General features: G+C 70.8%; 18 protein-coding genes. 3 read left to right on the forward strand and 15 right to left on the reverse strand.

Features of this window, described 5'->3' with window-relative positions:
• Positions 1 to 42: 42 nt before the first annotated feature.
• The 4 genes from ELQ40_RS11225 to ELQ40_RS11240 are packed head-to-tail and all read right to left on the reverse strand — an operon-like array spanning position 43 to position 3624.
• A complete protein-coding gene (locus ELQ40_RS11225; RefSeq protein ID WP_127793762.1) occupies positions 43 to 807 on the reverse strand; it encodes a fumarylacetoacetate hydrolase family protein in 765 nt (254 codons plus the stop codon).
• Between the two features lie 39 nt (positions 808 to 846).
• On the reverse strand, positions 847 to 1347 hold the full coding sequence (locus ELQ40_RS11230) for a GNAT family acetyltransferase (protein ID WP_127793763.1): 501 nt from the start codon (positions 1345 to 1347) through the stop codon (positions 847 to 849).
• The gene (locus ELQ40_RS11235) at positions 1344 to 2459 is read right to left on the reverse strand and encodes a branched-chain amino acid aminotransferase (protein ID WP_127793764.1); all 1116 of its coding nucleotides are present in this window, start codon (positions 2457 to 2459) and stop codon (positions 1344 to 1346) included. The genes ELQ40_RS11230 and ELQ40_RS11235 overlap by 4 nt, the downstream gene beginning before the upstream one ends.
• Positions 2460 to 2502: 43 nt before the next feature.
• Positions 2503 to 3624 (reverse strand): 3-isopropylmalate dehydrogenase, encoded by a 1122-nt coding sequence (locus tag ELQ40_RS11240; RefSeq protein ID WP_127793765.1) that lies wholly within the window; start codon positions 3622 to 3624, stop codon positions 2503 to 2505.
• 114 nt (positions 3625 to 3738) lie between these two features.
• Here ELQ40_RS11240 and ELQ40_RS11245 point away from each other — a divergent pair, with 114 nt between their 5' ends.
• Positions 3739 to 3993: a DUF6458 family protein gene (locus tag ELQ40_RS11245; protein WP_127793766.1), complete on the forward strand. Its 255-nt coding sequence runs from the start codon at positions 3739 to 3741 to the stop codon at positions 3991 to 3993.
• A gap of 51 nt (positions 3994 to 4044) precedes the next feature.
• On the opposite strand, the gene ELQ40_RS11250 is transcribed toward ELQ40_RS11245, so the two are convergent.
• Positions 4045 to 5631, reverse strand: coding sequence for an MFS transporter (locus tag ELQ40_RS11250; RefSeq protein WP_127793767.1), 1587 nt, complete (start codon positions 5629 to 5631; stop codon positions 4045 to 4047).
• 113 nt (positions 5632 to 5744) lie between these two features.
• Between ELQ40_RS11250 and ELQ40_RS11255 the strand changes: the two genes are divergently transcribed.
• Complete coding sequence (locus tag ELQ40_RS11255) at positions 5745 to 6308, forward strand: TetR/AcrR family transcriptional regulator (RefSeq protein ID WP_164863555.1); 564 nt, start codon at positions 5745 to 5747, stop codon at positions 6306 to 6308.
• A 153-nt stretch (positions 6309 to 6461) separates the two neighbouring features.
• Here ELQ40_RS11255 and serA read toward each other — a convergent pair whose 3' ends face one another.
• The 10 genes from serA to ELQ40_RS11305 form a co-directional block, all read right to left on the reverse strand.
• Complete coding sequence (gene serA, locus ELQ40_RS11260) at positions 6462 to 8054, reverse strand: phosphoglycerate dehydrogenase (RefSeq protein WP_127793769.1); 1593 nt, start codon at positions 8052 to 8054, stop codon at positions 6462 to 6464.
• 152 nt (positions 8055 to 8206) lie between these two features.
• On the reverse strand, positions 8207 to 8560 hold the full coding sequence (locus ELQ40_RS11265) for a bacitracin resistance protein (protein WP_127793770.1): 354 nt from the start codon (positions 8558 to 8560) through the stop codon (positions 8207 to 8209).
• Entirely contained in the window at positions 8557 to 9057 is a 501-nt protein-coding gene (locus ELQ40_RS11270; protein WP_127793771.1) for a DNA polymerase III subunit gamma/tau, read from the reverse strand. Before ELQ40_RS11270 ends, ELQ40_RS11265 begins: the two co-directional genes overlap by 4 nt.
• A 9-nt stretch (positions 9058 to 9066) precedes the next feature.
• Positions 9067 to 9834 carry a copper homeostasis protein CutC gene (locus ELQ40_RS11275; protein WP_127793772.1) on the reverse strand — a complete coding sequence of 256 codons (768 nt, stop codon included), beginning with the start codon at positions 9832 to 9834 and terminating at the stop codon, positions 9067 to 9069.
• A gap of 147 nt (positions 9835 to 9981) precedes the next feature.
• Positions 9982 to 14736: an ExeM/NucH family extracellular endonuclease gene (locus ELQ40_RS11280; RefSeq protein WP_127793773.1), complete on the reverse strand. Its 4755-nt coding sequence runs from the start codon at positions 14734 to 14736 to the stop codon at positions 9982 to 9984.
• A 286-nt stretch (positions 14737 to 15022) separates the two neighbouring features.
• Positions 15023 to 16051: a ketol-acid reductoisomerase gene (gene ilvC / locus ELQ40_RS11285; protein ID WP_127793774.1), complete on the reverse strand. Its 1029-nt coding sequence runs from the start codon at positions 16049 to 16051 to the stop codon at positions 15023 to 15025.
• 99 nt (positions 16052 to 16150) lie between these two features.
• The gene (gene ilvN, locus ELQ40_RS11290) at positions 16151 to 16660 is read right to left on the reverse strand and encodes an acetolactate synthase small subunit (RefSeq protein ID WP_127793775.1); all 510 of its coding nucleotides are present in this window, start codon (positions 16658 to 16660) and stop codon (positions 16151 to 16153) included.
• A 2-nt stretch (positions 16661 to 16662) separates the two neighbouring features.
• Positions 16663 to 18465, reverse strand: coding sequence for an acetolactate synthase large subunit (locus ELQ40_RS11295; RefSeq protein ID WP_127793776.1), 1803 nt, complete (start codon positions 18463 to 18465; stop codon positions 16663 to 16665).
• A 47-nt stretch (positions 18466 to 18512) separates the two neighbouring features.
• A complete protein-coding gene (gene ilvD / locus ELQ40_RS11300; protein WP_127793777.1) occupies positions 18513 to 20210 on the reverse strand; it encodes a dihydroxy-acid dehydratase in 1698 nt (565 codons plus the stop codon).
• Between the two features lie 9 nt (positions 20211 to 20219).
• Positions 20220 to 22460 carry a bifunctional alpha,alpha-trehalose-phosphate synthase (UDP-forming)/trehalose-phosphatase gene (locus ELQ40_RS11305; RefSeq protein ID WP_127793778.1) on the reverse strand — a complete coding sequence of 747 codons (2241 nt, stop codon included), beginning with the start codon at positions 22458 to 22460 and terminating at the stop codon, positions 20220 to 20222.
• A gap of 279 nt (positions 22461 to 22739) precedes the next feature.
• On the opposite strand from ELQ40_RS11305, the gene ELQ40_RS11310 reads away from it, so the two are divergent.
• Positions 22740 to 24767, forward strand: a complete 2028-nt coding sequence (locus ELQ40_RS11310) for a PhoX family phosphatase (protein WP_127795267.1) — start codon at positions 22740 to 22742, stop codon at positions 24765 to 24767.
• Positions 24768 to 24820: the final 53 nt, after the last annotated feature.

The raw sequence follows: 24820 nt of genomic DNA on the forward strand, positions 1-24820 counted from the left end.
GGCGGCGCGATCACCGCGTCGCAGCCGACCCCGATCGGCGCCTCAGCGCACCGGGTTCGACAGCGTCCCGAGCCCCTCGATGCGCACCTCGACGGTGTCGCCCGAGGCCAGCGGGCCGACGCCGGCGGGCGTGCCCGTGAGGATCACGTCGCCAGGCAGCAGGGTGAACACGGCCGACGCGTAGGCGACGAGCTTCGGGATCGGGTGCACCATGTCGGCCAGTCGGCCCTGCTGCTTGAGCTCGCCGTTGACGCTCGTCTCGATCGTGCCGTGCTCGAGGTCGACCTCGGTGTCGACGATCGGCCCGAGCGGGCAGAACGTGTCGAAGCCCTTCGCGCGCGTCCACTGCGGATCCGAGCGCTGCAGGTCGCGAGCCGTGACGTCGTTCGAGACGGTGTAGCCGAAGATCACGTCGGCCGCGTCCTCCTCGCGCACGTTGCGCGCGATGCTGCCGATGATCACCGCGAGTTCGCCCTCGAACTCGACGCGCTCCGACTGGGGCGGCAGCACGATCGCGTCGCCGGGGCCGATCACCGAGGTGTTCGGCTTCAGGAACAGCAGCGGCTCGGTCGGCGTCTCGTTGCCGAGCTCGGCGGCGTGCTCGCGGTAGTTGCGGCCGATGCCGATCACCTTCGACCGCGGGATGACCGGGGCGAGCAGCTTCGCCTCGATCAGCGGAACCCGCTCGCCCGTCGGGTCGAAGCCCGCGAACAGCGGGTCGGCCTTCAGCACGACGAGCTCGTGCTCCTCCTCGTCGATGATCCCGAACGAGATGCTGTCTCCATGGCTGAACCGCGCGACCTTCATGCGCTCCAGCCTAGTTCGCGGCCGCGCGCGGGGGCGGCTTCAGGCGTCGCCGATCAGCCGCTTGCCGAAGCTGACGACGTCGTCGCGACCGTACCCGAGCCGCTCGTAGAACTCGACGACCGCGGCGTTCGTCGAGCGCACCTGCAGGTTGAGCTTGGGGCAGCCGAGCCCGATGAGCAGCCGCTCGGCCTGGTCCATGAGCGCCCGGCCGAGGCCGCTCCGGCGTAGGCCGGGAGCGACCGCGAGGTAGTTCACCCAGCCGCGGTGGCCGTCGAACCCGACCATCGCCGTGCCGACGAGGTCCGGCGCATCCGCCCCACCTGCGGCATCCGCCCCACCTGCGGCATCCGCCGACTCGGCGACCAGGAACAGCTCGGGCTGCACGGTCGACTTCCGCTCGATGTCGCGGTACGGGTCGTTCCACGGCACGACCAGGCCCGACTCGCGCCACAGCGCGACCACCGCTTCGGTGTCCGCGACGGCGAACGGCCGGATCCTTACGGACCCGGCCGTCGCCGTCGAATCGTCGGTGGCGTTCACGCGTCGAGACGGACCATCCAGCCGTGGCGGTCCTCGGCGCGACCGTACTGGATGTCGGTGAGCTCGGCGCGCAGCGACAGCGCCAGCTCCTCCGCCTCGGCACCGTGGTGCACGATCTCGAAGTCCTCGGCGAGGAGGCGCCCGATGGGCACGACGACGGCGGCCGTGCCGCACGCGAAGGCGCCGACGATGTCGCCCGAGGCGACGCCCTCGCGCCACTCGGTGATGGTGATCGGCCGCTGTTCGATCTGGTGGCCGCGGTCGGCGGCCAGACGCAGGATCGAGTCGCGCGTGATGCCCTCGAGGATCGTGTCGGACTCGGGCGTGAGCAGTGTGCCGTCCTTGCGGACCAGCACGACGTTCATGCCGCCGAGCTCCTCGAGGTACTCGCCGTCGTCGAGGAACAGCACCTGCTGGCAGCCCTTCGCGTACGCCTCGGCCTGCGGCAGCAGGCTCGACGCGTAGTTGCCGCCGGTCTTCGCGGCCCCCGTGCCGCCCTTGCCGGCGCGCGCGTACTGGGTCGACAGCCAGATGTTCACCGGCTGCACACCGCCCGGGAAGTAGGCGCCGGCCGGACTCGCGATGAGGTAGTACGCCACCTTCTTCGCGGGGCGCACGCCGAGGAACGCCTCCTTGGCGAACATGAACGGGCGCAGGTACAGGCTCGTCTCGTCGGCGGTCGGAACCCAGTCGCCGTCGACCGCGATGAGCTGCTTCAGGGAGTCGAGGAAGATGTCGACCGGCAGCTCGGGCAGCGCCATGCGGTGGGCCGAGCGCTGCATGCGCGCGGCGTTCTCGTACGGCCGGAACGTGTGGATCGAACCGTCGGCGTGACGGTACGCCTTCATGCCCTCGAAGATCTCCTGGGCGTAGTGCAGCACCGCGGCGGCCGGGTCGAGCTGGATCGGGCCGTACGGCGAGACGCGCGGGCGGTGCCAGCCGCCCTTCTCGCTCCAGCAGACGTCGACCATGTGGTCGGTGAAGAAGTTGCCGAAGCCGGGGTCGGCGAGGATCGCCTCGCGGTCGGTGTCGGACTTCGCCTCGTCGTTGCGGGTGACGCGCCAGATGAGCCCGGCTGCGGTCGGGGCCTGGAGCGGAAGGTCGATGGTCATGTCGCCATCCCTTTCAGAGAACGTGGATTCGGATGCGTCGGAGTCAGGGCGCGGGCACCGGTGCCGGTGCGTTCGCGGCGATGCGAGCGGCGATGCGGTCGCCGATCTCGGCGGTGCTGCTCGAACCGGTGCTGCCGGAACCGGTGCCGCCGGAACCGGTGCCGCCGGAGCCCGTGCGGTCGGCGAGGTCGGCCGCGATCGCCCGTTCGACGCGGATCGCGGCATCCGTCTCGCCGAGGTGGCGGAGCAGGAGCGCGACCGAGCCGATCGCCGCGGTCGGGTCGGCGATGCCCTTTCCAGCGATGTCGGGTGCGGAACCGTGGACCGGCTCGAACATGCTCGGGAACCTGCCGTCGGGGTTGATGTTGCCCGAGGCTGCGAGTCCGATGCCGCCGCTGATCGCGCCGGCCAGATCGGTCAGGATGTCGCCGAAGAGGTTATCCGTGACGATGACGTCGAATCTAGCAGGGTCCGTGACGAGGAAGATGGTCGCGGCGTCGACGTGCAGGTAATCGACGGCCACGCCGGGGTACTCGGCGGCGACCTCGTCGACGAGCCGCTTCCACAGCGAGCCCGCGAACACGAGCACGTTGGTCTTGTGCACGAGCGTCAGCTTGCCGCGGCGTGCCGCGGCCTGGGCGAACGCGAACCGCACGACGCGCTCGACGCCGTACGCCGTGTTCACCGAGACCTCGTTGGCGACCTCGGCGGGCGTCCCGGTGCGGATCGCACCGCCGTTGCCGACATACGGCCCTTCCGTGCCCTCGCGGACGACGACGAAGTCGACGTCGCCGGGGTTCGCGAGCGGGCTGGTGACCCCCGGGTACAGCACGGTCGGCCGGAGGTTGACGTAGTGGTCGAGCTCGAACCGGAGCTTGAGCAGCAACCCGCGTTCGATGTTCGCGCCCGCGAGGCGGGGGTCGCCGGGCGTGCCGCCGACGGCGCCGAGCAGGATCGCGTCGTGCCCGGCGATCGAGGCGAGGTCGGCGTCGGTCAGCACGTCGCCGGTCTCGAGGTACCGCGCCGCGCCGAGCGAGAACGGCGTCTGCTCGAACTCCAGGTCGGTGCCGACGGTCGCGGCCTCCAGCGCCTTGAGGGCTTCCGAGACGACCTCGGGACCGATGCCGTCACCGGGGATGACCGCGAGCTTGACCGTCCGTACCATGCTTCTCCTTCGTGCGCCAGCCCTCCCAGCGTAGCCCGTGCGCGCCATAGCGTGACGACCGGCGGCCACGGCCGTCATGGCGCGACGCCCGATCGCGTCGGGAAGGAGACGACCATGAGTCTGGGACTCGGAATCGTGCTGTTCGTGATCGGCGCGATCCTCGCATTCGCCCTCAACGCGACCGTCGATTGGATCGACCTGCAGCTCGTCGGGTACATCCTGATGGGGGCCGGCTTCGTCGTGGCCCTGCTGTCGCTGATCCTGATGGCGCGTCGCCGTCGCACGGTCACGACGTCGCGCACGGCCGTCGACCCGGCCTCGGGCGAGCAGGTCCGCCGCGACGAGACCTCGACGCCCGACCCGTATTGAGCCGGGCGTCGATCGGAGGGGAACCAGGGGGTTTCACGGAGGGCCGGTGGCTTACGCCGCCGGCCCTCCGCGGCGTCCGAGGGTGATCGCGGCGATCACCGCGGCGACGACCATCAGCGCCACGCCGATGAGCGCCGTCACCACGACCCCGCTGTCGAACGCGGCGGCGGCGGATGCCTCCAGCGCAGCGCCGGCGGCATCCGGCAGGCTCTCGGCGACCGCGACCGCACCGGCGAGGGTCTCCCCCGCCGCGGCCTGCTGCTGCGCGCTCAACCCGTTCGGCAGCACGAGCGACGCCGCGTAGTTCGCCGCGAGGATGCTGCCGAGGATCGCCGTTCCGAGCACCGCGCCGAGTTCGTACGCGGTCTCCGAGACTGCGGAGGCCGCGCCGGCCTTCTCGGGCGGCGCACTGGTCAGGATCAGCTCGTTCGACACCGTCTCGGCCGCGCCGATCCCGATGCCGAGCAGCACGAACGCGACGACCACCGGCAGGATCGAGTCGGCGTGCGCGAAGAGCGCGACGACGAGGTATCCGGCCGCCGACAACGACAGCGCGACCGGCACGACGATCCGCGGTCGCACCCGGCGAGCGATCGGCACGACGACGAGGCCGGCGACGATCATCGCGAGCAGGCCCGGCGTGAGCGCGAGACCCGCCTCGACCGGGCTGAGGCCCGCGATGAGCTGCAGGTGCTGCGAGACGAAGTAGAGGAACCCGACGAGCGAGATCACCGACAACAGGTTCACGAGCACGGCGCCGCCGAAGGTGCCGCGCCGGAACAACCGGACGTCGAGCATCGGATCGGTGCCCTTCGACGTTCGGCGCAGTTGGCGGCGCACGAACAGGAACCCGAAGAACGCGCCCAGCACGATCGCCTGGATGCCGAGGCCGCCCACGCCCTCCGTCGCGAGCGACTTGATGCCGAACACGATCGGCAGCATCGTCGCGAGCGACAGCAGGATGCTCCACACATCGACCGCGCCCGGCGCCGGGTCGCGGCTCTCGGGCACGAGGGGCACCAGCACGACGAGCGGCACGAGCACCGGCACCGCGAGGAGGAACACCGATCCCCACGCGAAGTGCTCGAGCAGCAGGCCGCCGACGATCGGGCCGAGCGCGGCGCCGGCCGCGAATCCGGTCGCCCAGATCGCGATGGCGAGGCGCCGCTGCTCGCGGTCGGCGAAGATCGTGCGCAGCAGGGAGAGCGTCGAGGGCATGAGCATCGCGCCGAAGAAGCCGAGGGCCGCGCGGGCGGCGATGAGCAGCTCGGCGGTCGGCGCGAAGGCCGCACCGACCGAGAGCACGGCGAAGCCGACGGAGCCGATGAGCAGCATGCGCCGCCGCCCGATGCGGTCGCCGATCGAGCCCATCGCGACGAGGAGTCCGGCGAGCACGAGCGGGTAGGCGTCGATGATCCACAGCTGCTGCGCCGCAGTCGGCCCGAGGTCGCGGGCGATCTGCGGGAGCGCGAAGCTCAGCACCGTGTTGTCGATCGAGACGAGCAGCACGGGCAGCATGAGCACCGCGAGGGCGATCCAGGCTCGGCGGGGTGCGCGGGCGGATGCCTCGGCGGCGCCGGTCTCGCGGGCGCGTGCGTCGTTCAGGGTGTGTTCGCGGGTCGTGTGTTCGTTCGTCATGTCGCGCTCTGGTCTCGGCGGTGGTGCCTTCTGCACGCTTTACTGTACCGTCCGGTTGGTATAGTAACAGGAATGCGCCACCGCCGCCCCACCGAGTCGTCCAGACTGGACGCATGAGCCGCCCACCCGCCGCCCGCGACGCCGTCCTCGACGCCTTCGAGCGGCTCATCGTCGCCGACGGCGAACGCACCGCCACCCTCGAGGCGACCGCGCGCGAGGCCGGCGTCTCGAAGGGTGGACTGCTCTACCACTTCGCCTCGCGGCAGGCGCTCATCACCGGACTCGTGGAACGGCTCCATCGACTGGTCGACGACGACGTCGCGCGCATCCGCGACGCCCCCGACGGCGCGGTTTCGTACTTCGTGCGGTCGTCGGTCGAACTCGAGACCCCGCTCGACCGAACCTTCGTCGCCGCCGTCCGCCTCGCCCAGGGCGGCGATCGCGCCGCCGCAACGGCGATCGACGAGGTCCGCGAGCGCTGGCTCGACACGTTGGAGCAGATCGTCGGCGATCCGACGGTCGCACTCGCCGTCACCCTCATCGGCGACGGGCTGTACTACCACGCGGCGCTGCGCGCCGAGGCATCCGACGGCGCCGACCGGGCCGAGATCGCCGCCATCGCCCCCGAACGCATGAACGCGCTCGTCGCCCTGCTCGAGGGCCTCGCGCGCCGCTGACCTGAGCGCCTGCCCCAGTTCACGCACTTGAGCACAGTGCGCGAATCAGGAAAACGAAAGCCGGTCAGGACGAATCCGTCGATCTCGTCCTGACCAGCCTCCGTGCTCCTGAAACCGGTACGTGTCGGGATGCCTCGACACGAACCGCCCGAGTCAGTCCTCGGTGATGTCGATCTCCACCAGCTCGGTGGCCTCGATCGCCGTCGCGACGCGGTCGAGCACCTCGGCGGGCACCGGCGAGTCGACGGTCAGGACACTGAGCGCCTGGCCCCCGGCCTCGCGGCGGGCGATCTGCATGCCCGCGATGTTGATGCCGGCCTCGCCGAAGGCGCTGCCGTACACGGCGACGATGCCCGGGCGGTCGGTGTAGAGCATCACGATGTGGTGCTTCGCGATGGGCACCTCGACGTCCTGGTCGTTGATGCCGACGAGCTTCTCGACCTGCTTCGTTCCGGTGAGCGTGCCCGACACCGAGACCTGACGGCCCTCGGCGAGTGCGCCGCGCAGCGTGATCACGTTGCGGTACTCGGGGCTCTCCCGTTCGACGATGAGGCGCACCTGGACGCCGCGCTGCTCGGCGAGCAACGGCGCGTTCACGTACGACACCGACTCGGAGACGACGTTCGTGAAGACGCCCTTCAGCGCCGCGAGCTTCAACACGCTCACGTCGTAGTCGGCGAGCTCGCCGCGCACCTCGACGTCGAGGCTCGTGAGGGCGCCGTGCGCGAGCCCGGAGAAGATCTGCCCGAGCTTCTCGACGAGCGGGATGCCGGGCCGCACGTACGGGTCGATGATGCCGCCCGCGACGTTGACCGCGTCGGGCACGAGCTCACCGGCGAGCGCGAGCCGAACCGACTTCGCGACCGAGATGCCCGCCTTCTCCTGGGCGTCGTCGGTCGACGCACCGAGGTGCGGGGTGACGAGCACGTTCGGCAGGGCGAGCAGCGGCGACTCGCGCGGCGGCTCGGTCACGAACACGTCGAGGCCGGCGCCGGCGATCTCGCCCGCCACGAGGGCGTCGTGCAGCGCCTGCTCGTCGATGAGGCCGCCGCGGGCGACGTTCACGATGAACGCGGTCGACTTCATGCGCTTGAGCTGCTCGACGCCGATCATGCCGAGCGTCTCGGGCGTGCGCGGCATGTGGATCGTGACGAAGTCGCTGCGCTCGAGCAACTCGTCCAGGGTGACGGTCTGCACGCCGAGCTGCTGGGCGCGCGTCTCGGTGATGTAGGGGTCGTACGCGATGACCTGCATGCCGAACGCCTGCAGGCGCGCGGTGATGAGCGCGCCGATGCGGCCGAGGCCGATGATGCCGACGGTCTTCTCGTAGAGCTCGGTGCCGGTGTAGGCCGACCGCTTCCACTCCCCCGCGCTGAGCGACGAGTGCCCGGCGGGGATGTGACGCGCGAGGCTCAGGATGTGGCCGATCGTGAGTTCGGCGGCCGAGATGATGTTCGACGTCGGCGCGTTGACGACCATGACGCCGGCGGTCGTCGCGGCCTTCACGTCGACGTTGTCGAGGCCGACGCCGGCCCGAGCCACGACCTTCAGCTTCGGTGCGGCGGCGAGCGCCTCCTCGTCGATCTGCGTCGCCGAGCGGATGAGCACCGCGTTCGCCTCGGAGAGCGATGACAGCAGTGCGGGACGGTCGGTGCCGTCGACCTTCCGGATCTCGAAGTCGGGCCCGAGGGCGTCGACGGTGGCGGGCGAGAGTTCTTCGGCGATCAGGACGACCGGTTTCGACACGAAAGATCCTTCGGGGGTTTCGCGCGCTGCGCGCGCTCGACGGGATGTCGCGCCACACGCCGGAGGGGGGCGCTCGCAGCAAACTCTACTTGAGCGTCGAAGCGCGCCCGCGCATGTGACGCCCGCTGACCCGGCGCCGACCGGGCCGGCGGTCAGGGGACGACGACCCCGCCGGATGCCCCGAGCAGCACGGTCGCCGACGAGAAGACGACCGCCGATACCGCGAGCCCGGTCAGGTACGCGAGTACGGCGACCAGTACTGCACGACGCCTGGAGATCAGGAACGCCGCCGCGAACAGCACCGCGGGCGCCAGCAGCGCGAGCACCATGATCACCCAGCCGAGGGCGCTGAACCCGAGTCCGAGCCCGAGGATCTGCACGAGGCTCTCGACGACCTCCCAGAGGTCGTAGGCGTAGAAGAGCCCGAAGACCACGGCCAGCGTCGCACGAAGCCAGAGCGGCTGGGGTGCGACGCGTTCGGGAGCGGTCGGGTTCGCGGCGGTCATGCGGTCACCCCCAGGACGAACGGGAGCGGCACGAGCACGACGGCGCCGACCGCCAGCCAGGCGAGGCGGGTCACCGGTCGCTTCGTCACGACGGAGACGAGGCCGAACCACAGCGCCGGCGCGAGCACGGCCAGCCAGAGGCCGAACAGGTACATCGCGTCGCCGACGATGCTCGTGCCCGGGGCATCCGTGCGCAGCACCGTGATCAGCCAGCCGATCGTGTACAGCAGGTACACGCCACCCAGCACGCCGAGCACGACGAGTTCGACCGAACCGGTCTGGCGCCGACCTTCCGCGGCTCCGGATGCCGCATCGGAGACATCGTCGGATGCCGCCGGGTCCTCGGTCGTTGCGACCTCGCCGTCGGCCGTCGCCGGCTCGCCGCCGGACGAAGCCGGCGCCTCGGCGACGCCGCCCACCCGCTTCCATCCGGGGGCGAGCGTCGGGTCGTCGTCGCCGTCCCAGCGGAGCGCGTCGTCGTCGGGGTCGTGGGCCATGCGACCAGCCTACGGCCGCGCGATCCCGAGCGTCGCGGCAGCGACGGCCGCCCGAACGAGCCCGGGATCGGTGACGTCGAACCCGGTGACGCCGCCGCCCGGTCCGCTCGCACCGCCCCGCGTGGTGGTGCCGCGCGCCGAGAGGTGCACGGCGTCGACGCCGGCAGCGGCGAGCATCGCGATGTCGGCGATCTTCACGCCACCGCCCGCCATCACCTCGAGCGGACCGGATTCTTCCGCCATGCGACGCAGGGTCTCGATGCCCGCGGCGCAGTCGGGCGCACCGCCCGACGTCAGCACCCGTCGCACCCCCAGGCCGCGCAGTGCCGCGACCGCCGCGACCGGATCGGCCGACGCGTCCACCGCGCGATGCACGGTGACGTCGAGGTCGCCGGCCGCGTCGACGAACCGGGCGATGGTGCCGAGGTCGAGCTCGCCGGCCGCGTCGAGCGCGCCGACGACGACGCCGTGCGCGCCGAGCCTCGTGGCCTCGCGGATGTCCCTGACGGCGACGTCGACCTCGTCGGCGTCGTACACGAATCCGCCGCCGCGCGGGCGCACCAGCACGTGCACGAACCGACCGGCACCGGATGCCTCCGCGAGCGCGACCGCGGCCGCGGTCAGCCCCGCCGACGGCGTCAGCCCGCCCAGGCCGAGCGCCTGGCAGAGTTCGATCCGCGTCGCGCCGGATTCGAGGGCGATGCGCACGCCGCCGGCGTCCTGGACGGCGATCTCGACGGGCAGGCGAACGTCGGTCGGGGAGTTCGGGTCGGGCATCCGCTCAGCGTACCGGCGGCGGGCACCGCGCCTGCACGCACCCGGATGCGGCGCCCGCACGCGACGGATGCCCCGGCCGTCCGGCCGGGGCATCCCATGTCGCAGGTCAGCCGATGCAGGGGGTCACCGGCTCACGTCTCGCGACGCTCAGTACGCGCCGAGGTCCTGCCACGGACCCCACCACGAGCCGCCGGGCTCCTGGTTGCGCGTCCACCACTTGGCCTTCCAGAGGTGACCGTCATGCGCGACGACCTCGCCGCCCGTGTAGATCCACGAGTCCGTCCACGCGGGGAACGTGCCCTCGTCGGTCACGACGGGTGCGCCGAGCTCGGCCCACGCACCCCACGGCGAGGCGTCGGGCTTCACCCAGGCCGTCCACCAGAGCGCCTTGTAGAGCGCCCCCTGGTAGGCGACGATGTCGCCCGCGGTGTACACGGTGCCGCTGTTCCAGACCGGGTACTCGGGCTCGGGGACCTCGACCGTGATCGGAAGCGTCACCGTCGTGTTGGACGGGCTGGCGACGAGGGTCAGCACATGGGCGCCCTCCGCGGTGCCCTCGGGGATCACGACGTCGACCGCCGCGGCTCCGGCCGCGACCGGGAACGACCCGATCGCGGTGCCGTCGAGGCGGGCCTCGACCGTGGTGTTCAGCGGCGCGCCGAGGCTCGTGAGGTCGAGCCCGGCGACATCGACCGAGAGCGCTGCACCCGCTTCGACGAATCCGGGCACGACCGGCACCTGCACGGCCTGACGGGCGTAGTCGGGTGCCAGGCCCGGGTGCGCCTGCAGGTATGAGATCCAGGCATCGCGGTCGACGAGGCCGGTGTCGACGCCCTCGCCGTCTCGGAACGACCAGAAGTTGTCGCCCCCGGTCGCGAGGAACGAGAACGTCGCCACCCGGTACTCGGCCGCCGGATCGAGCGGCTCGCCGTCGATCATGACCGACGTGATGTGCTCGTCCATGGCCGCGGCCGGATCGAACGTGTACGTCACATTGTCCGAGAGCCCCAACTGCAGGTACGGACGGCTCCCCGTCGGGAGCGGGCCGCCGTTCGACGCACGCTGCCACTGCTCCTCGAGCACGTCGAGGAGTTCGTCACCGGTGAGGGTGACGGTCCAGAGGTTGTTCACGAACGGCAGGACGCCGTTCGCCTCGGCGTACGTCACCACCCCGTCGCCCTCGTTCAGCGGTGTCGACGTCGGGTAGAACAGCTCCGAACGCATGCCGCCCGGGTTGACGATGCCGATCTGCGCTCCGTACTGGTCGGTCGCGAGCGTGTCGCGCAGCGCGTTGGCCACGAGCCCCCCGAGCGATGACTCGAGGCCGCGCTGGTCGCGGTTCGTGTTGGTGCGCTCGGCCTGGTAGCCGTTCGGGCCGTACGTGCCGTTCTGGTACGCGGTCGTGATGTCGCCGGTGATCGAGCCGATCGGCTGGTTGCCCACGATCGCCGCGTTCGCGAGCGCCGCGTCGACGATCGTCTTCACCTCGGCGACGCGCGGGTAGGTCGCGACGAGGGTCGCGTCGGCGGTCGTGGTGCGGTTGACGAGCTTCGCCGTCGAGGCCGTGACCTCGCCCGCGTCGCGGTCGTACGTCAGCTTCACCGACGCGATGCGGTCGCCGTAGCTGACCGCCTGCGCGATCGGCCGAGTCGCGACCTCGGCGCCCGTGACGGGTGCCTGCCACGCGTACGGCTGGTGCGTGTGGCCGTTGAAGATCACGTCGACCACGGGCGAGGTGTCGTTCACGATCGCCGCGAAGACGTCGCTCTCGGCGAGCTCCTCCTCCAGCGTCGACGGCGGCACGGGCGGGTTCGCGTTCGGGTTGCCCTCGGAGACCGTGTCGGCGCCCTCGTGGTACTCGGCCACGATCACGTCGGCCTCGCCGTTGGCCGGGTCGCCGTCGCTGAGCTGCGCGGCGACGCGGTTCACGGCCTCGACGGGGTCGCCGAAGTCGATCGTCGCGATGCCGGCCGGGGTGACCAGGCTCGGCGTCTGCTGCGTGACCGCGCCGATGACGCCGACCTGCACGCCGCCCATGTCGACGATCGCGTACTCCTGGAGCGCCGGCGTCGTGGTGCCCTTCAGGTACACGTTGGCGCCCAGGATCGGGAAGTCCACGCTCGGGATCACCCGGTCGGTGAGGTCGGCGAAGCCCTTGTCGAACTCGTGGTTGCCGACCGCGGATGCCTTCAGGTCGAGTGCGTCGAGCACGTCGAGGGTCGGCACGTCGTCGGCAGTCGCCGACGCGAACAGCGAGGCGCCGATGCTGTCGCCCGCGGAGAGCAGCACCGCCTGTCCGCCCGCGGCCTCGGCTGCGGCGCGCTCGGCCTCGATCGTCCCGGCGAACTTCACGGTGTTGGCGTCGATGCGCCCGTGGAAGTCGTTGAAGTTCAGGAACGTCAGGTCGATCGAACCGAGCAGCCCGTCGTCGAGGCCGACGACCACCGGGTCGTGATCGCTCGAGCGGTAGGGGCCGTCCACCAGGAAGTCCGTGCCGTGGTAGTTGGCCCGCGAGTACTCGAGTGCGATGGCCTCCTCGGCGTTGATCTCCCAGACGTCGGCGCCGGTCGCGCGGGCGAGCGCGGCCTCGTTCAGCACGACGTGGTCGAGCGAACCCGAGAGTCCCGAGAACGAGTACGAGTACTCGCCCGGCGAGAGCGCCTTCACGGCGTCGGCGTACCCGGCGTCGTAGAGCACGTGCATCGGGTCTTCCTCGGTGTACGAGTTCAGATCGCCGACGATGGCGACGGCATCGCCCGCCTCGGTGACCGTGTCGATCCACTCGACCAGCGCGGTCGCCTGACGGACGCGCGACTCGTTCGACGAGCCCTGCCCGTCACCGGTGTCGACGTCGCCCGGCCAGGGGCCGCCCGAGCCCTTCGACTTCAGGTGGTTGACCGTGACGAACAGCGACTCCCCGCCGGCGACGGGGGCGAAGGACGCGCCGATCGGCTCGCGGGCGTTCGCGAACGCCTCTCCGCTGTCGCTGAGGTCGCCCAGCGCACGCGGGTCGCCGACCAGCTCGACCGCGGCCGGCTGGTAGATGAGCGCGTTCGTGATGACGTCCTGCAGCGACGGCGACGGCAGTTCGTCGGAGGAGGGCACGAACGCCCACTTCTCCGTGCCCGCCGCCTCGTTCAGCGCGTCCACGAGGGTGGCGAGCGCCTCGTCGGCCTCCTCGCCGAGCGCGGCCGAGTTCTCGATCTCGAGCAGGCCCACCACGTCGGCGTCGAGCGCGTTGATCGCGTCGACGAGCTTGCCCTCCTGGGCGTCGAAGTCGGCCGGGTCCCACGCGCCTCGCGGGCCCGTGCCGGTGCACTCGTCGACCGTGACGGGGTCGCCGGCGCGATCCTCGTACGCCACGCAGTTCGTGACATCCGATCCGAGGGTGGTGAAGTAGTTGAGTACGTTGAAGGAGGCCACCGTGACGTCGCCGCCGACGTCCTCGGGCGACTCCGTGCGGTCGTTCTCGAAGGAGACCGGCTGCGTGCCGCCCGCGACGAACGCCGTGGTCGGGTTCAGCTTCCACGCATTGTTGCGCCAGTCGACGATCACCGGCTGGTCGAACGTGACCGCGGCGCCGACGCGCACCGGTGCGCTGGTCGAGATGTACGGCGGGGTCGCCGAGGTGTTCGAGAAGAAGTTCGTCGTCGCGCCGTCGTCGAGCAGGACGCCGCGCGCGGCGTTGTCAGCGGCTGCGGCGGCCGCCTCGGGCGAACCGGGTCGTCCGACCTCGGTCGGCTGGATGAGCGGCGTCGGGCCGAACGCGAGGCCGACCTCGCCGTACTGGTTCGTCGAGTAGGTGTTCGAGACGGTGAATGCGCCGGCTGCCGGCTGGATCAGCATCGACTCGAGCGTCTCGCGGCCCTCCGCGGTCGCCGGCCATCCGACGACCGCCGGCTCCACCGTCGCCGGGGTGTCGAGGATGGTCACGCCGCTCGCGTCGGCGGTGATCTCGGTGAGGCCGTTGAACTCCGTGACGGTGCCGGTCACTTCGACGTGGTCGCCGACCTCCACGAGGGCGGTCGCCGCCGAGCCGAAGATGAAGAGTGCGTCCGATGCGGTGTGCGTCGAGAGGTCGATCGCTCCCCCGGTGCCGGCCGTCTGGATGATGAAGCCGTTGAACCCGCCGGTCGGGTACGCCGCAGTGACGACGCCGGTCGTGGTCGCAGTCGCCCCGGCGATCGGCGACGCGGCGCCGGTGCCCTGGATCTCCGCGATCGTGTACTCGCCGTCACCCGGGTCCGTTCCGCCCCCGCCGCCGGAGTTCGCGGGCGTCGGCGCCCCGGCGATGAAGTCGGCCGCGTTGTTCGCGGTGTTCGCGTGCGCCGTGCGCGAGATCGAGGTCGTGTTCGACGGCGCGGGCGCCGCTGCGGACCCGGCGAACGCGTTGGCCGTGCCGAACCCGACGAAGTCGACGACCGATGCGTCCGTCGCGCACCCTGAGCCGGCGGTCTGCCCGCAGGTGAGCGGCGTCGTCGAACTGACGAGCGCGACCTTGCCGTTGGTGCCGCTCAGGTTCGCGGTTCCGGTGCCGTCGGGCGTCGGCAGCGCCGCCCCGTTCGCACCGCCGACGGCGAGGCCGAGGAGGAACGACCCTCCGGCCGGGATGGTCCCGCTGAGCGGGGTGACCTGGGCGGCGTTGAACGCCCCGGTCGCGGATCCGTACTGCACCGACCACCCTGCCAGGGACACCGGCGACGCGCCGGGGTTGTACAGCTCGACGAAGTCCTGGTTGAGGACTGCGCCGGAGTTGCCACCCCCGCCGTACACCTCGTCGATGATCACCGGTGCACTCGGGGAGACTCCGGCGAACGCCGGTGCGGCGCCTGCCGCGATCCCTCCGAGTGCCAGGACGGCGGCGGTCGCGCCGCCGATCAGGGTTCTGGCGTGATGGTGCACGTGACACACTCCTTGTCGCGCGGCGGGCGATGGACGACACAACTGCACGCCAGTTTCGGCCGGGTGGAGTCCCCCGGACAAGGGGCAAATGTGACGAGGATGTGAAGTTCCGCGGAATCCCGGGGCGACGGCGCACACGTGCGCATCGCAGTCGACGTCACGTGCTCATGTGAGCAGGACGGCGCATGGATGCCGCTCCCGGACCCCGCCCCGAACGGCGAACGCCCCACCCGGACCCGGGTGGGGCGTTCGCTCTGAAGTCGGTGCGCAGGCGTGGACGCGAGCGTCAGCGAGCGACCTCGCCGTCGACGTAGTCGTCGTCGTTGTCGGCGTTCCAGGCGAACAGCTTGCGCAATTCGCGGCCGGTCTCCTCGATCGCGTGGCCCTCGCCCTTGGCGCGGAGCTCGAGGAACTCCTTCGCGCCGTTGTCCTGGTCGTCGATGAAGCGCTTCGCGAACGCACCCGACTGGATGTCGGCGAGCACGGCCTGCATGTTCTCCTTGACGCGCGGGTCGATGACGCGCGGGCCCGAGACGTAGTCGCCGTACTCGGCCGTGTCGGAGACCGACCAGCGCTGCTTCGAGATGCCGCCCTCCCACATGAGGTCCACGATGAGCTTGAGCTCGTGGAGCACCTCGAAGTAGGCGATCTGCGGCTGGTAGCCGGCCTCGGTCAGGGTCTCGAAGCCGTACTGCACGAGCTGCGACACGCCGCCGCAGAGCACGGCCTGCTCGCCGAACAGGTCGGTCTCGGTCTCCTCGGTGAAGGTCGTCTTGATGACGCCGGCGCGGGTGCCGCCGATCGCCTTCGCGTACGACTTCGCGAGGTCCCAGGCCTGGCCCGAGGCATCCTGCTCGACCGCGATGATGTCGGGGATGCCGCGGCCGGCGACGAACTCGCGACGCACGGTGTGGCCGGGCGCCTTCGGCGCGACGAGGATCACGTCGACGCCCTCGGGGGCCTCGATGTAGCCGAAGCGCACGTTGAAGCCGTGGCCGAAGACGAGCGTGTCGCCTTCCTTCAGGTTGTCCTTGACCGACTCCGCGTAGATGTGGCGCTGGAACTGGTCCGGCGCGAGGATCACGATGACGTCGGCGCCGGCGGCGGCGTCGGCGACCGACTTGACCTCGAAGCCCGCCTCGGAGGCCTTCTGGGCCGACTTCGAGCCGTCCTTGAGGCCGATGACGACCTCGACGCCCGAGTCGCGGAGGTTCTGCGCGTGCGCGTGGCCCTGCGAGCCGTAGCCGATGACGGCGACCTTCTTGCCCTGGATGAGCGAGAGGTCCGCGTCCTTGTCGTAGTAGATCTCAGCCATGATGTGGTGCTTTCTCCTTGTGTGGTGGTCTGGTTCGGCCGCGCGGCCGATCGGTTCGGTGGGTTCGACCCGCCCGCACGACGGCGGCCGGGGCGAGCGTCAGTTGCGGAAGACCCGCTCCGTGATGGACTTGCCGCCGCGGCCGATCGCCAGCAGGCCGGACTGGGCGATCTCCTTGATGCCGTAGGGCTCGAGCACCTTCAGGAATGCCTGGGTCTTGCCCGAGTCGCCCGTGACCTCGATCACGAGCGCGTCGGTCGCGACGTCGACGACGCGCGCGCGGAACAGGTTCACGGCCTCGAGCACCTGCGAACGCGTCGTGTTGTCGACGCGCACCTTGATCAGCAGGTGCTCGCGTTGCACGGACTGCGCCGGGTCGAGCTCCACGATCTTGATCACGTTGATCAGCTTGTTGAGCTGCTTCGTGACCTGCTCGAGCGGGAGCGTCTCGACGTCGACGACGACCGTGATGCGCGAGAGTCCCTGCACCTCGGTGTGGCCCACCGCGAGCGACTCGATGTTGAACCCGCGCCGGGAGAACAGGCCGGCGACGCGGGTGAGCAGGCCGGGCTTGTCTTCGACGAGGAGGGAGAGCACGTGGGTCGACATGGTCAGTCCTCCTCGCTGAACGCCGGGGCGTGGTCGCGTGCGTACTGCACGTAGCTGTTCGAGACGCCCTGCGGCACCATCGGCCACACCATCGCGTCCGCCGAGACGACGAAGTCGATGACGACCGGGCGGTCGTTGGTCTCGAGCGCGAGCTTGATCGCGTCGTCGACCTCCTCGGGCTTCGTGACGCGGATGCCGAGTGCTCCGTACGCCTCGGCCAGCTTCACGAAGTCGGGGACGCGCACGGTGTCGTGCCCGGTGTTCAGGTCGGTGTTCGAGTAGCGCCCGTCGTAGAACAGGGTCTGCCACTGGCGGACCATGCCGAGCGACGAGTTGTTGATGATCGCGACCTTGATCGGGATGTCGTTGAGCGTGCAGGTGGCCAACTCCTGGTTGGTCATCTGGAAGCAGCCGTCGCCGTCGATCGCCCATACCGGGCGGTGCGGTTCGGCGACCTTGGCGCCCATGGCGGCGGGCACCGCGTAGCCCATGGTGCCCGCTCCGCCCGAGTTCAGCCACGCGTTCGGCCGCTCGTACTTGATGAACTGCGCGGCCCACATCTGGTGCTGGCCGACGCCGGCGGCGTACACGCCCTCGGGTCCGGTCAGCTCGCCGATGCGCTCGATCACGTACTGCGGTGCGAGCAGGCCGTCGCTCGTCGGCGCGTACCCCAGCGGGTACTCCGCGCGCAGTCCGTCGAGGGTCGCCCACCACTCCGAGAGGTCGGGCGCGCCGGCGGTCGTCGCCTCGTGGAACGCCGCGATCAGGTCCACGATCACGTCCTTGACGTCGCCCACGATCGGCACGTCGGCCGTGCGGATCTTCGAGATCTCGGCGGGGTCGATGTCGACGTGCACGACCTTCGCGTCGGGGGCGAAGAGCGCGGCCTTGCCGGTCACGCGGTCGTCGAACCGGGCGCCGAGCGTGATGAGCAGGTCGGATTCCTGGAGTGCGAGCACGGCCGGAACCGTGCCGTGCATGCCCGGCATGCCGAGGTGCTGGCGGTGCGAGTCCGGGAACGCGCCGCGGGCCATGAGCGTGGTCACCACGGGGATGCCGGTCGCCTCGGCGAGGGCCAGCAGCTCCTCGGAGGCACGGCCGCGGACGATGCCGCCGCCGACGTACAGCACCGGGCGCTTGGCCTCGGCGATGAGCTGGGCCGCGGCCTGCACCTGCTTGCCGTGCGCCTTCGTGATCGGGCGGTAGCCGGGCAGGTCGACCTTCGGCGGCCAGCTGAACGCGAACTCGGTCTGCTGGGCGTCCTTGGTGATGTCGACGAGCACCGGTCCGGGGCGGCCCGTGGTCGCGATGTGGACGGCCGCGGCGATCGTCGCGGGGATGTCCTCGGCGCGCTTGACGAGGAAGCTGTGCTTCGTGATCGGCATCGTGATGCCGACGATGTCGGCCTCCTGGAACGCGTCGGTGCCCATCAGGTTGGAGAACACCTGGCCGGTGATCGCGAGCATCGGCACCGAGTCCATGTGCGCGTCGGCGATCGCGGTGACGAGGTTCGTCGCGCCGGGGCCGGAGGTCGCGATGGCGACGCCGAGCTTGCCGCTGGACGAGGCGTAGCCCTGTGCGGCGTGGCCTGCGCCCTGTTCGTGGCGGACGAGGATGTGGCGGAGCCGGGTGCTGTCGAGCAGCGGGTCGTAGACCGGGAGGATGGCCCCGCCCGGGAGGCCGAACACATCGGTGATGCCGATGAGTTCGAGCGACCGGACGACGGCTGCGGCCCCGGTGAGGGTTTCGGGCGCGCCGGCGAACAGGCCGGCGGGCGATGGCACGGGTGACGATTCCGTGGACATTCGTTTCCTTCGAGGTGGGCGGTGAGCGGATGCGGAGAGCGCGGCACTCAGCCCGTCGTGGCGCCTTCGGCGGCGGAACGCACGAGCTTGGAGTACTTCGCGAGGACGCCTCGGGTGTAGCGCGGGGGAAGCGGCGCCCAGCCTTCACGGCGGGCTGCCAGCTCGGACTCGTCGACCAGTAGGTCGATGGAGCGAGCCGCGATATCGACCCGAATCAGATCACCATCGCGCACGAAAGCGATGGGACCTGCGTCCACCGCCTCGGGTGCTATGTGGCCGATGCACAGTCCGGTTGTGCCGCCTGAGAATCGACCGTCCGTCAAGAGTAGTACATCTTTTCCGAGCCCAGCGCCCTTGATGGCGGCGGTGATCGCGAGCATCTCGCGCATGCCGGGGCCGCCCTTGGGGCCCTCGTAGCGGATGACCACGACGTCGCCGGCCGAGATCTCGCCGGCCGTGAGGGCGTCCATCGCCGCGCGCTCGCGCTCGAACACCCGTGCCGGGCCCTCGAACGTGGCGGCGTCGAAGCCGGCCGTCTTGACCACGGCGCCCTCGGGCGCGAGCGTGCCGTGCAGGATCGTGAGGCCGCCGGTCTCGTGGATCGGGTCGTCGAGGGTGTGCAGCACCTCGCCGTCGAGCGGCGGCAGGTCGAGCTCCTCGAGGTTCTCGCGCATCGTCTTGCCGGTCACGGTGAGCACGTCGCCGTGGAGCAGGCCCGCGTCGAGCAGCGCCTTCATGAGCACCGGCACGCCGCCGCGACGGTCGACGTCGTTCATGACGTACTTGCCGAACGGCTTGAGGTCGCCGATGTGCGGCACCTTCGAGCCGATGCGGTTGAAGTCGTCGAGGGTGAGCTCGACCTCGGCCTCGCGTGCGATCGCGAGCAGGTGGAGCACGATGTTCGTCGAGCCGCCGAGCGCCATGCCCACGGCGATCGCGTTCTCGAACGCCTCCTTGGTGAGGATCTGTCGGGCCGTGATGCCCTGCTTCAACAGGTTCACGACCGCCTCGCCGGAGCGGTGCGCGTAGTAGTCGCGTCGGCGGTCGGCCGACGCGGGCGACGCGGATCCGGGCAGCGAGAGTCCGAGCGCCTCGGCGACCGAGGCCATGGTGTTCGCGGTGTACATGCCGCCGCAGGCGCCCTCGCCGGGCGCGAACGCGCACTCGATGCGCTTCGCGTCGGCCTCGCTCATCTTGCCGGCCTTGACCGCGCCGACCGCCTCGAACGAGTCGATGATCGTGATGTCCTTCTCGGTGCCGTCGCTCAGGCGCACCCAGCCCGGGGCGATCGAGCCGGCGTACAGGAACACGCTCGACAGGTCGAGCCGCGCGGCGGCCATGAGCATGCCGGGGATCGACTTGTCGCAGCCGGCGAGCAGCACCGAGCCGTCGAGGCGCTCGGCCTGCATGACGACCTCGACCGAGTCGGCGATGACCTCGCGCGAGACGAGCGAGAAGTGCATGCCCTCATGGCCCATGGAGATGCCGTCGGAGACCGAGACGGTGCCGAACTGGAGCGGGTACCCGCCGCCGGAGTGCACGCCCTCCTTCGCCGCCTGCGCGAGGCGGGCGAGCGAGAGGTTGCACGGGGTGATCTCGTTCCACGAGCTCGCGATGCCGACCTGCGGCTTGTCCCAGTCCGCGTCGCCCATGCCGACGGCGCGGAGCATGCCTCGGCTGGTGGTCGCTTCGATGCCGTCCGTGACGACACGGCTGCGCGGTTTGGGATCGATCTGGGAGGACATGGAACGATCCTACGACCAGCCGGATGCCCCTCCGGACGTGTGCTCCCTCGCCTCCGCGAGGCGTTCGAGGAGCTCTGAGACCTCCTCCGGACTGCGCACGCGGTGGGCTGCGAGGGACTTGCCCTGGCCGACCTTGACGCCGACGTCTGTGCCCTCGAGCACCGCGAACGCGTCCTCGTCGGTCACGTCGTCGCCGACGTAGAGGACCCCGCTCGCACCGACGTGCTGACGCAACCGCTGGAGCGACTCCCCCTTGTCGCTGGACCGCACCGCGAACTCGAGCACCGACTTCCCGGCCCGCACCGTGATGCCGAGGAGTTCGGTGTTCACCTCGCGGCGGGCCTGCTGCTGCAGCGCGAGCCCGTCGGCGGCGCTGAGCCGCCGGGTGTGCAGCGCGATGCCGGCGGGCTTGCGTTCGATCCACGCGCCCTCGGCGCTTCCGGCGACCGTCTCGACGATGCTCGTGAGCCGGTCGAGCGTCGTGAGTTCGGCATCCCGGAGGTCGAGCTGGATCGGGCCGGTGTCGAGCTTCAGCTCCACGCCGTGCGAGCCGCTGAGCATGGTGCCTGCGGGCGGTTCCGCGACCTCGCCGAGGCTGTCGAGTGCTCGGCCCGAGACGATCGCGACGCGGGTGTCGTCGATCGCTGCGAGCCGGTGGATGGCGGCGAGCGCGCGCTCGGTCGCTCGGGCGTCCTCCGGCCGGTCCACGAGCGGCGCGAGCGTGCCGTCGAAGTCGAGGGCGACGAGGAGCCGGTCGGTCTCGGCGAGGGCGGCGATCGCGCCCTGGAGCTGGTCGGGGATGCCGGCGGCGACCTGGCCGGAGCCGGTGAGCGCCTTGAGGAACGTCGCCGACCAGTTGGCCACGTCGTTGTCGCGAACGCGCTTGCGCAGGGCGCGCATGCGCCGCGCCCGCTCCTTCTTCGGCATCTCGACGGCCTCGATCATGGCGTCCTTGAGGCCCTCGATGTCGTGCGGGTTGACGAGGACCGCCTGGCGCAGTTCGTCGGATGCCCCGGTGAACTCGCTGAGCAGCAGCACGCCGTCGCCGTCGAAGCGACAGGCCACGTACTCCTTCGCGACGAGGTTCATGCCGTCGCGGAGCGCGGTGACGAGCATGACGTCGGCCGCGAGGTAGAGCGCCACCATCTCCTCGCGCGGGTAGCCGTGGTGGAGGTACGCGATGGCCTGGTGGCCGAGCGTGGAGTGGTCGCCGTTCAGCCGGCCGACGGTGAGCTCGATCTCGTCGCGGAGTTGCCGATAGGTCTCGACGCGTTCTCGCGACGGGCTCGCGACCTGCACGAGGGTCGCGTCCTCGACCTGGAGCCGGTCGTCGCGCAGGAGTTCGCCGAACGCCTTGAGGCGGTGACGGATGCCCTTGGTGTAGTCGAGCCGGTCGACCCCGAGGAAGATCGTTCGAGGGTTTCCGAGGTCTTCGCGAATCCGTCGCGCCCGCTCCTGCACGTCGGGGCGCCGGGCGATCTCCTCGAACCCGGCGGCGTCGATCGAGATCGGGAAGTGCCGGGCGACGACCCGGCGCACGCCGCCCTCGTCGTCGGGGACGTCGATCACGGTGCCGCGGGTCGTGTAGCCGAACAGCCGGCGCACGGCGCGGGAGAAGTTCCCGGCGTCGGCGGCGCGCTGGAATCCGATGACGTCGGCGCCGAGGAGGCCCTCGACGACCTGGCGCCGCCAGGGCAGCTGCGAGTAGATGCCGTACGCGGGGAACGGGATGTGGTTGAAGAACCCGATGACGAGGTCGGGCCGCGTCTCACGGAGCATCCGCGGCACGAGCTGGAGCTGGTAGTCCTGCACCCAGACCACGCCGCCCTCGGCGGCGGCTCGCGCGGCCGCTTCGGCGAACCGGCGATTGACCCGCACGTAGGCGTCCCACCACTCGCGGTGGAAGCTGGGCGGCGCGATCACGTCGTGGTAGAGCGGCCACAGCGTGTCGTTCGAGAAGCCCTCGTAGTACTCCTCGATCTCCGCCGACGACAACGGCACGGGGATGATCGAGATGCCGTCGTGCTCGAAGGGGTCGAACTCGCGGTCGGCGACGCCCGCCCATCCGATCCAGGCGCCGTCGGCGGCGCGCATGACCGGCTCGAGCGCGGTCACGAGCCCGCCGGGCGAGCTCTTCCACTGCGTCGAGCCGTCGTCGCCTTCGCGGTAGTCGACCGGCAGACGGTTCGAGACCACCACCATGTCGTAGGCCTGGTCGACGTACAGGTCGTCCGGTCCGGGGGATGTCATGCGGCGGTGCCCTCCTCGCGCTCGGATCAGGCTAACAGTCGACCCGCGACCGCCGTCGGCTGTTGACGAGCGGCGGAGCCTGAGGTAGTGGGTGCACCCCTCCGTGTTTCGGCAACCGTTCACAGCCGGTTCATCTCCCGGACCACCGGGCCGCGCCGGACGCTGGGAAGGTGACGCGGAAGCGACCACGAAAGCGAGGATGCCGTGACCCTGACCGACGAATCCCCCAGCCCCGCGCCCGACCTGCCGAGCCGGCGCGCCCTGCTCCCGCTCCTCCCGATGAGCGGGCACACCCGCGGGAAGCGCAGCCCCGTCACCTGCCACCTCAAGTGCGGCGACGCCTGCTCGCAGCCGGTTCCGAACCGGTCCGCGAACGAGACGTTCCGCGACATCGCGAGCCGTGCGTTCTCGCGGCGCGCGCTCCTCGGCGGTGCTGCGGCGGGCACCGCCGCGATCGTGGTCGGCGACGCCGTCGCGGGCGGCGCCGCGCCGGCATCCGCATCGTTCTTCCGCGACCGCCTGCCGTTCACGCCGATCGCCCCGGTGCCGAACACCGTCGACGCGTTCACGGTGCCGGCCGGCTACTCGTGGCATCCGATCATCAGGTGGGGCGACCCGCTGTTCTCCGAGGACGATGCGTTCGACCCGGCGAACCAGACCGGCGAGCGCCAGAGCCGTCAGTTCGGGTACAACTGCGACTACCTCGACGTGCTCGCCCTGCCCGGCGCCCGCACCGGCGTGCTCGTCGCGAACCACGAGTACACGAACGAGAACATCATGTTCCCGCCCGCGGCCGACGCCGCCCAGGCCGAGGAGCAGAAGCGCGTCGCGATCGCCGCGCACGGCATGAGCGTCGTCGAGGTCAAGCGCCGGGGAGCGGGCAAGCCGTGGTCCTACGTCGTCGGCGGGCGGCTGAATCGCCGCATCACCTCCGAGACGCCGTTCACGTTCAGCGGCCCGGCCGCGCGCGACCCGCTGCTGCAGACCGTCGAGGATCCGACGGGCACGACCGCGCGCGGCACCTTCAACAACTGCGCCGGCGGCACGACCCCGTGGGGCACCGTGCTCAGCGGCGAGGAGAACTTCAACCAGTACTTCAAGGCCGCCGGGACGCCGGACGAGCAGCGCTACGGCCTGGGCGCCTCGGGCGACGCACGCGGCTGGGCGACGGTCGACCCCAGGTTCGACGGCGTCGCGAACCCCGGCTATGCGAACGAGCCGAACCGCTTCGGATGGATCGTCGAGATCGATCCGCTCGACCCGGACTCGACACCCGTGAAGCACACCGCGATGGGCCGACTCAAGCACGAGGGCGCGAACGTGCAGATCGGTCGCTCGGGCCACGTCGCGGCCTACACGGGCGACGACGAGCGGTTCGACTACCTGTACAAGTTCGTCTCCCGCCAGAAGTTTCGGCTCGGCATCTCGAAGCGCGTCCGCGACCAGAACAAGCAACTGCTGGCCGACGGCGACCTGTACGTCGCGAGGTTCACCGGCGACTCCCCGATCGCGGAGATCACCGGCACCGGCGCGGTGCCCTCCGACGGCGCGTTCGACGGCACCGGCGAGTGGATCCCGCTGGTCGTCGGCGGCGAGAGCCGGGTGCCGGGCATGACCACCGCCGAGGTGCTCGTCTTCACGCGGCGGGCCGGCGACGTCGTCGGCGCGACCAAGATGGACCGGCCCGAGGACGTGCAACCGAACCCGCTGACCGGCCGTGTCTACGTCGCGTGCACGAACAACACCGACCGCGGCAAGGCCGGCAAGGCCGGGCCCGACGAGGTGAACCCGCGCACGAACAACCGTGACGGGCACGTCATCGAGATCACCGAGTCGGGCAACGACGTGCGGTCGCTGACGTTCGGGTGGAGCATCCTGCTGCTCGCCGGGAATCCGGCCACGAACCCGGGCACCTACTTCGCCGGATACCCCGCCGACAAGGTGTCGCCGATCTCGTGCCCCGACAACCTGGCGTTCGACGCGTCGGGCAACCTGTGGATCTCGACCGACGGCCAACCCGGCACGATCGGCTTCAACGACGGCCTGTTCAAGGTGCCGCTGACCGGTTCCGAGCGCGGGCACGTGCAGCAGTTCCTCGCAGTGCCCGCCGAGGCCGAGACGTGCGGCCCCGTGATCCACGACCTGGACGGGAAGGGCTCGGTGTTCGTCGCGGTGCAGCATCCCGGTGAGAACGGCTCGTGGGACGCGCAGCACTCGTTCTTCCCGGACTACACGGCCCCGGGGTCGCTGGCAGACGGCGACTGGGGCGGGCCGCGACCGAGCGTCGTGCAGGTGGTCAAGGACTGAACGCGGACACGACGACGCCCGCCCCGGTCGGCCGACCGGGGCGGGCGTCGTCG

The organism is Agromyces sp. LHK192, from assembly GCF_004006235.1.
Classification (GTDB): Bacteria; Actinomycetota; Actinomycetes; order Actinomycetales; family Microbacteriaceae; genus Agromyces.

Excerpts from the sequence above, each read along its gene's own strand:
- ELQ40_RS11225 (WP_127793762.1), bottom strand. The coding sequence starts at position 807 with ATGAAGGTCGCGCGGTTCAGCCATGGAGACAGCATCTCGTTCGGGATC.
- ELQ40_RS11235 (WP_127793764.1), bottom strand. The coding sequence starts at position 2,459 with ATGACCATCGACCTTCCGCTCCAGGCCCCGACCGCAGCCGGGCTCATC.
- ELQ40_RS11240 (WP_127793765.1), bottom strand. The coding sequence starts at position 3,624 with ATGGTACGGACGGTCAAGCTCGCGGTCATCCCCGGTGACGGCATCGGT.
- ELQ40_RS11245 (WP_127793766.1), top strand. The coding sequence starts at position 3,739 with ATGAGTCTGGGACTCGGAATCGTGCTGTTCGTGATCGGCGCGATCCTC.
- ELQ40_RS11250 (WP_127793767.1), bottom strand. The coding sequence starts at position 5,631 with ATGACGAACGAACACACGACCCGCGAACACACCCTGAACGACGCACGC.
- ELQ40_RS11255 (WP_164863555.1), top strand. The coding sequence starts at position 5,745 with ATGAGCCGCCCACCCGCCGCCCGCGACGCCGTCCTCGACGCCTTCGAG.
- ELQ40_RS11265 (WP_127793770.1), bottom strand. The coding sequence starts at position 8,560 with ATGACCGCCGCGAACCCGACCGCTCCCGAACGCGTCGCACCCCAGCCG.
- ELQ40_RS11270 (WP_127793771.1), bottom strand. The coding sequence starts at position 9,057 with ATGGCCCACGACCCCGACGACGACGCGCTCCGCTGGGACGGCGACGAC.
- ELQ40_RS11275 (WP_127793772.1), bottom strand. The coding sequence starts at position 9,834 with ATGCCCGACCCGAACTCCCCGACCGACGTTCGCCTGCCCGTCGAGATC.
- ilvC (WP_127793774.1), bottom strand. The coding sequence starts at position 16,051 with ATGGCTGAGATCTACTACGACAAGGACGCGGACCTCTCGCTCATCCAG.
- ilvN (WP_127793775.1), bottom strand. The coding sequence starts at position 16,660 with ATGTCGACCCACGTGCTCTCCCTCCTCGTCGAAGACAAGCCCGGCCTG.
- ELQ40_RS11295 (WP_127793776.1), bottom strand. The coding sequence starts at position 18,465 with ATGTCCACGGAATCGTCACCCGTGCCATCGCCCGCCGGCCTGTTCGCC.
- ilvD (WP_127793777.1), bottom strand. The coding sequence starts at position 20,210 with ATGTCCTCCCAGATCGATCCCAAACCGCGCAGCCGTGTCGTCACGGAC.
- ELQ40_RS11305 (WP_127793778.1), bottom strand. The coding sequence starts at position 22,460 with ATGACATCCCCCGGACCGGACGACCTGTACGTCGACCAGGCCTACGAC.
- ELQ40_RS11310 (WP_127795267.1), top strand. The coding sequence starts at position 22,740 with ATGAGCGGGCACACCCGCGGGAAGCGCAGCCCCGTCACCTGCCACCTC.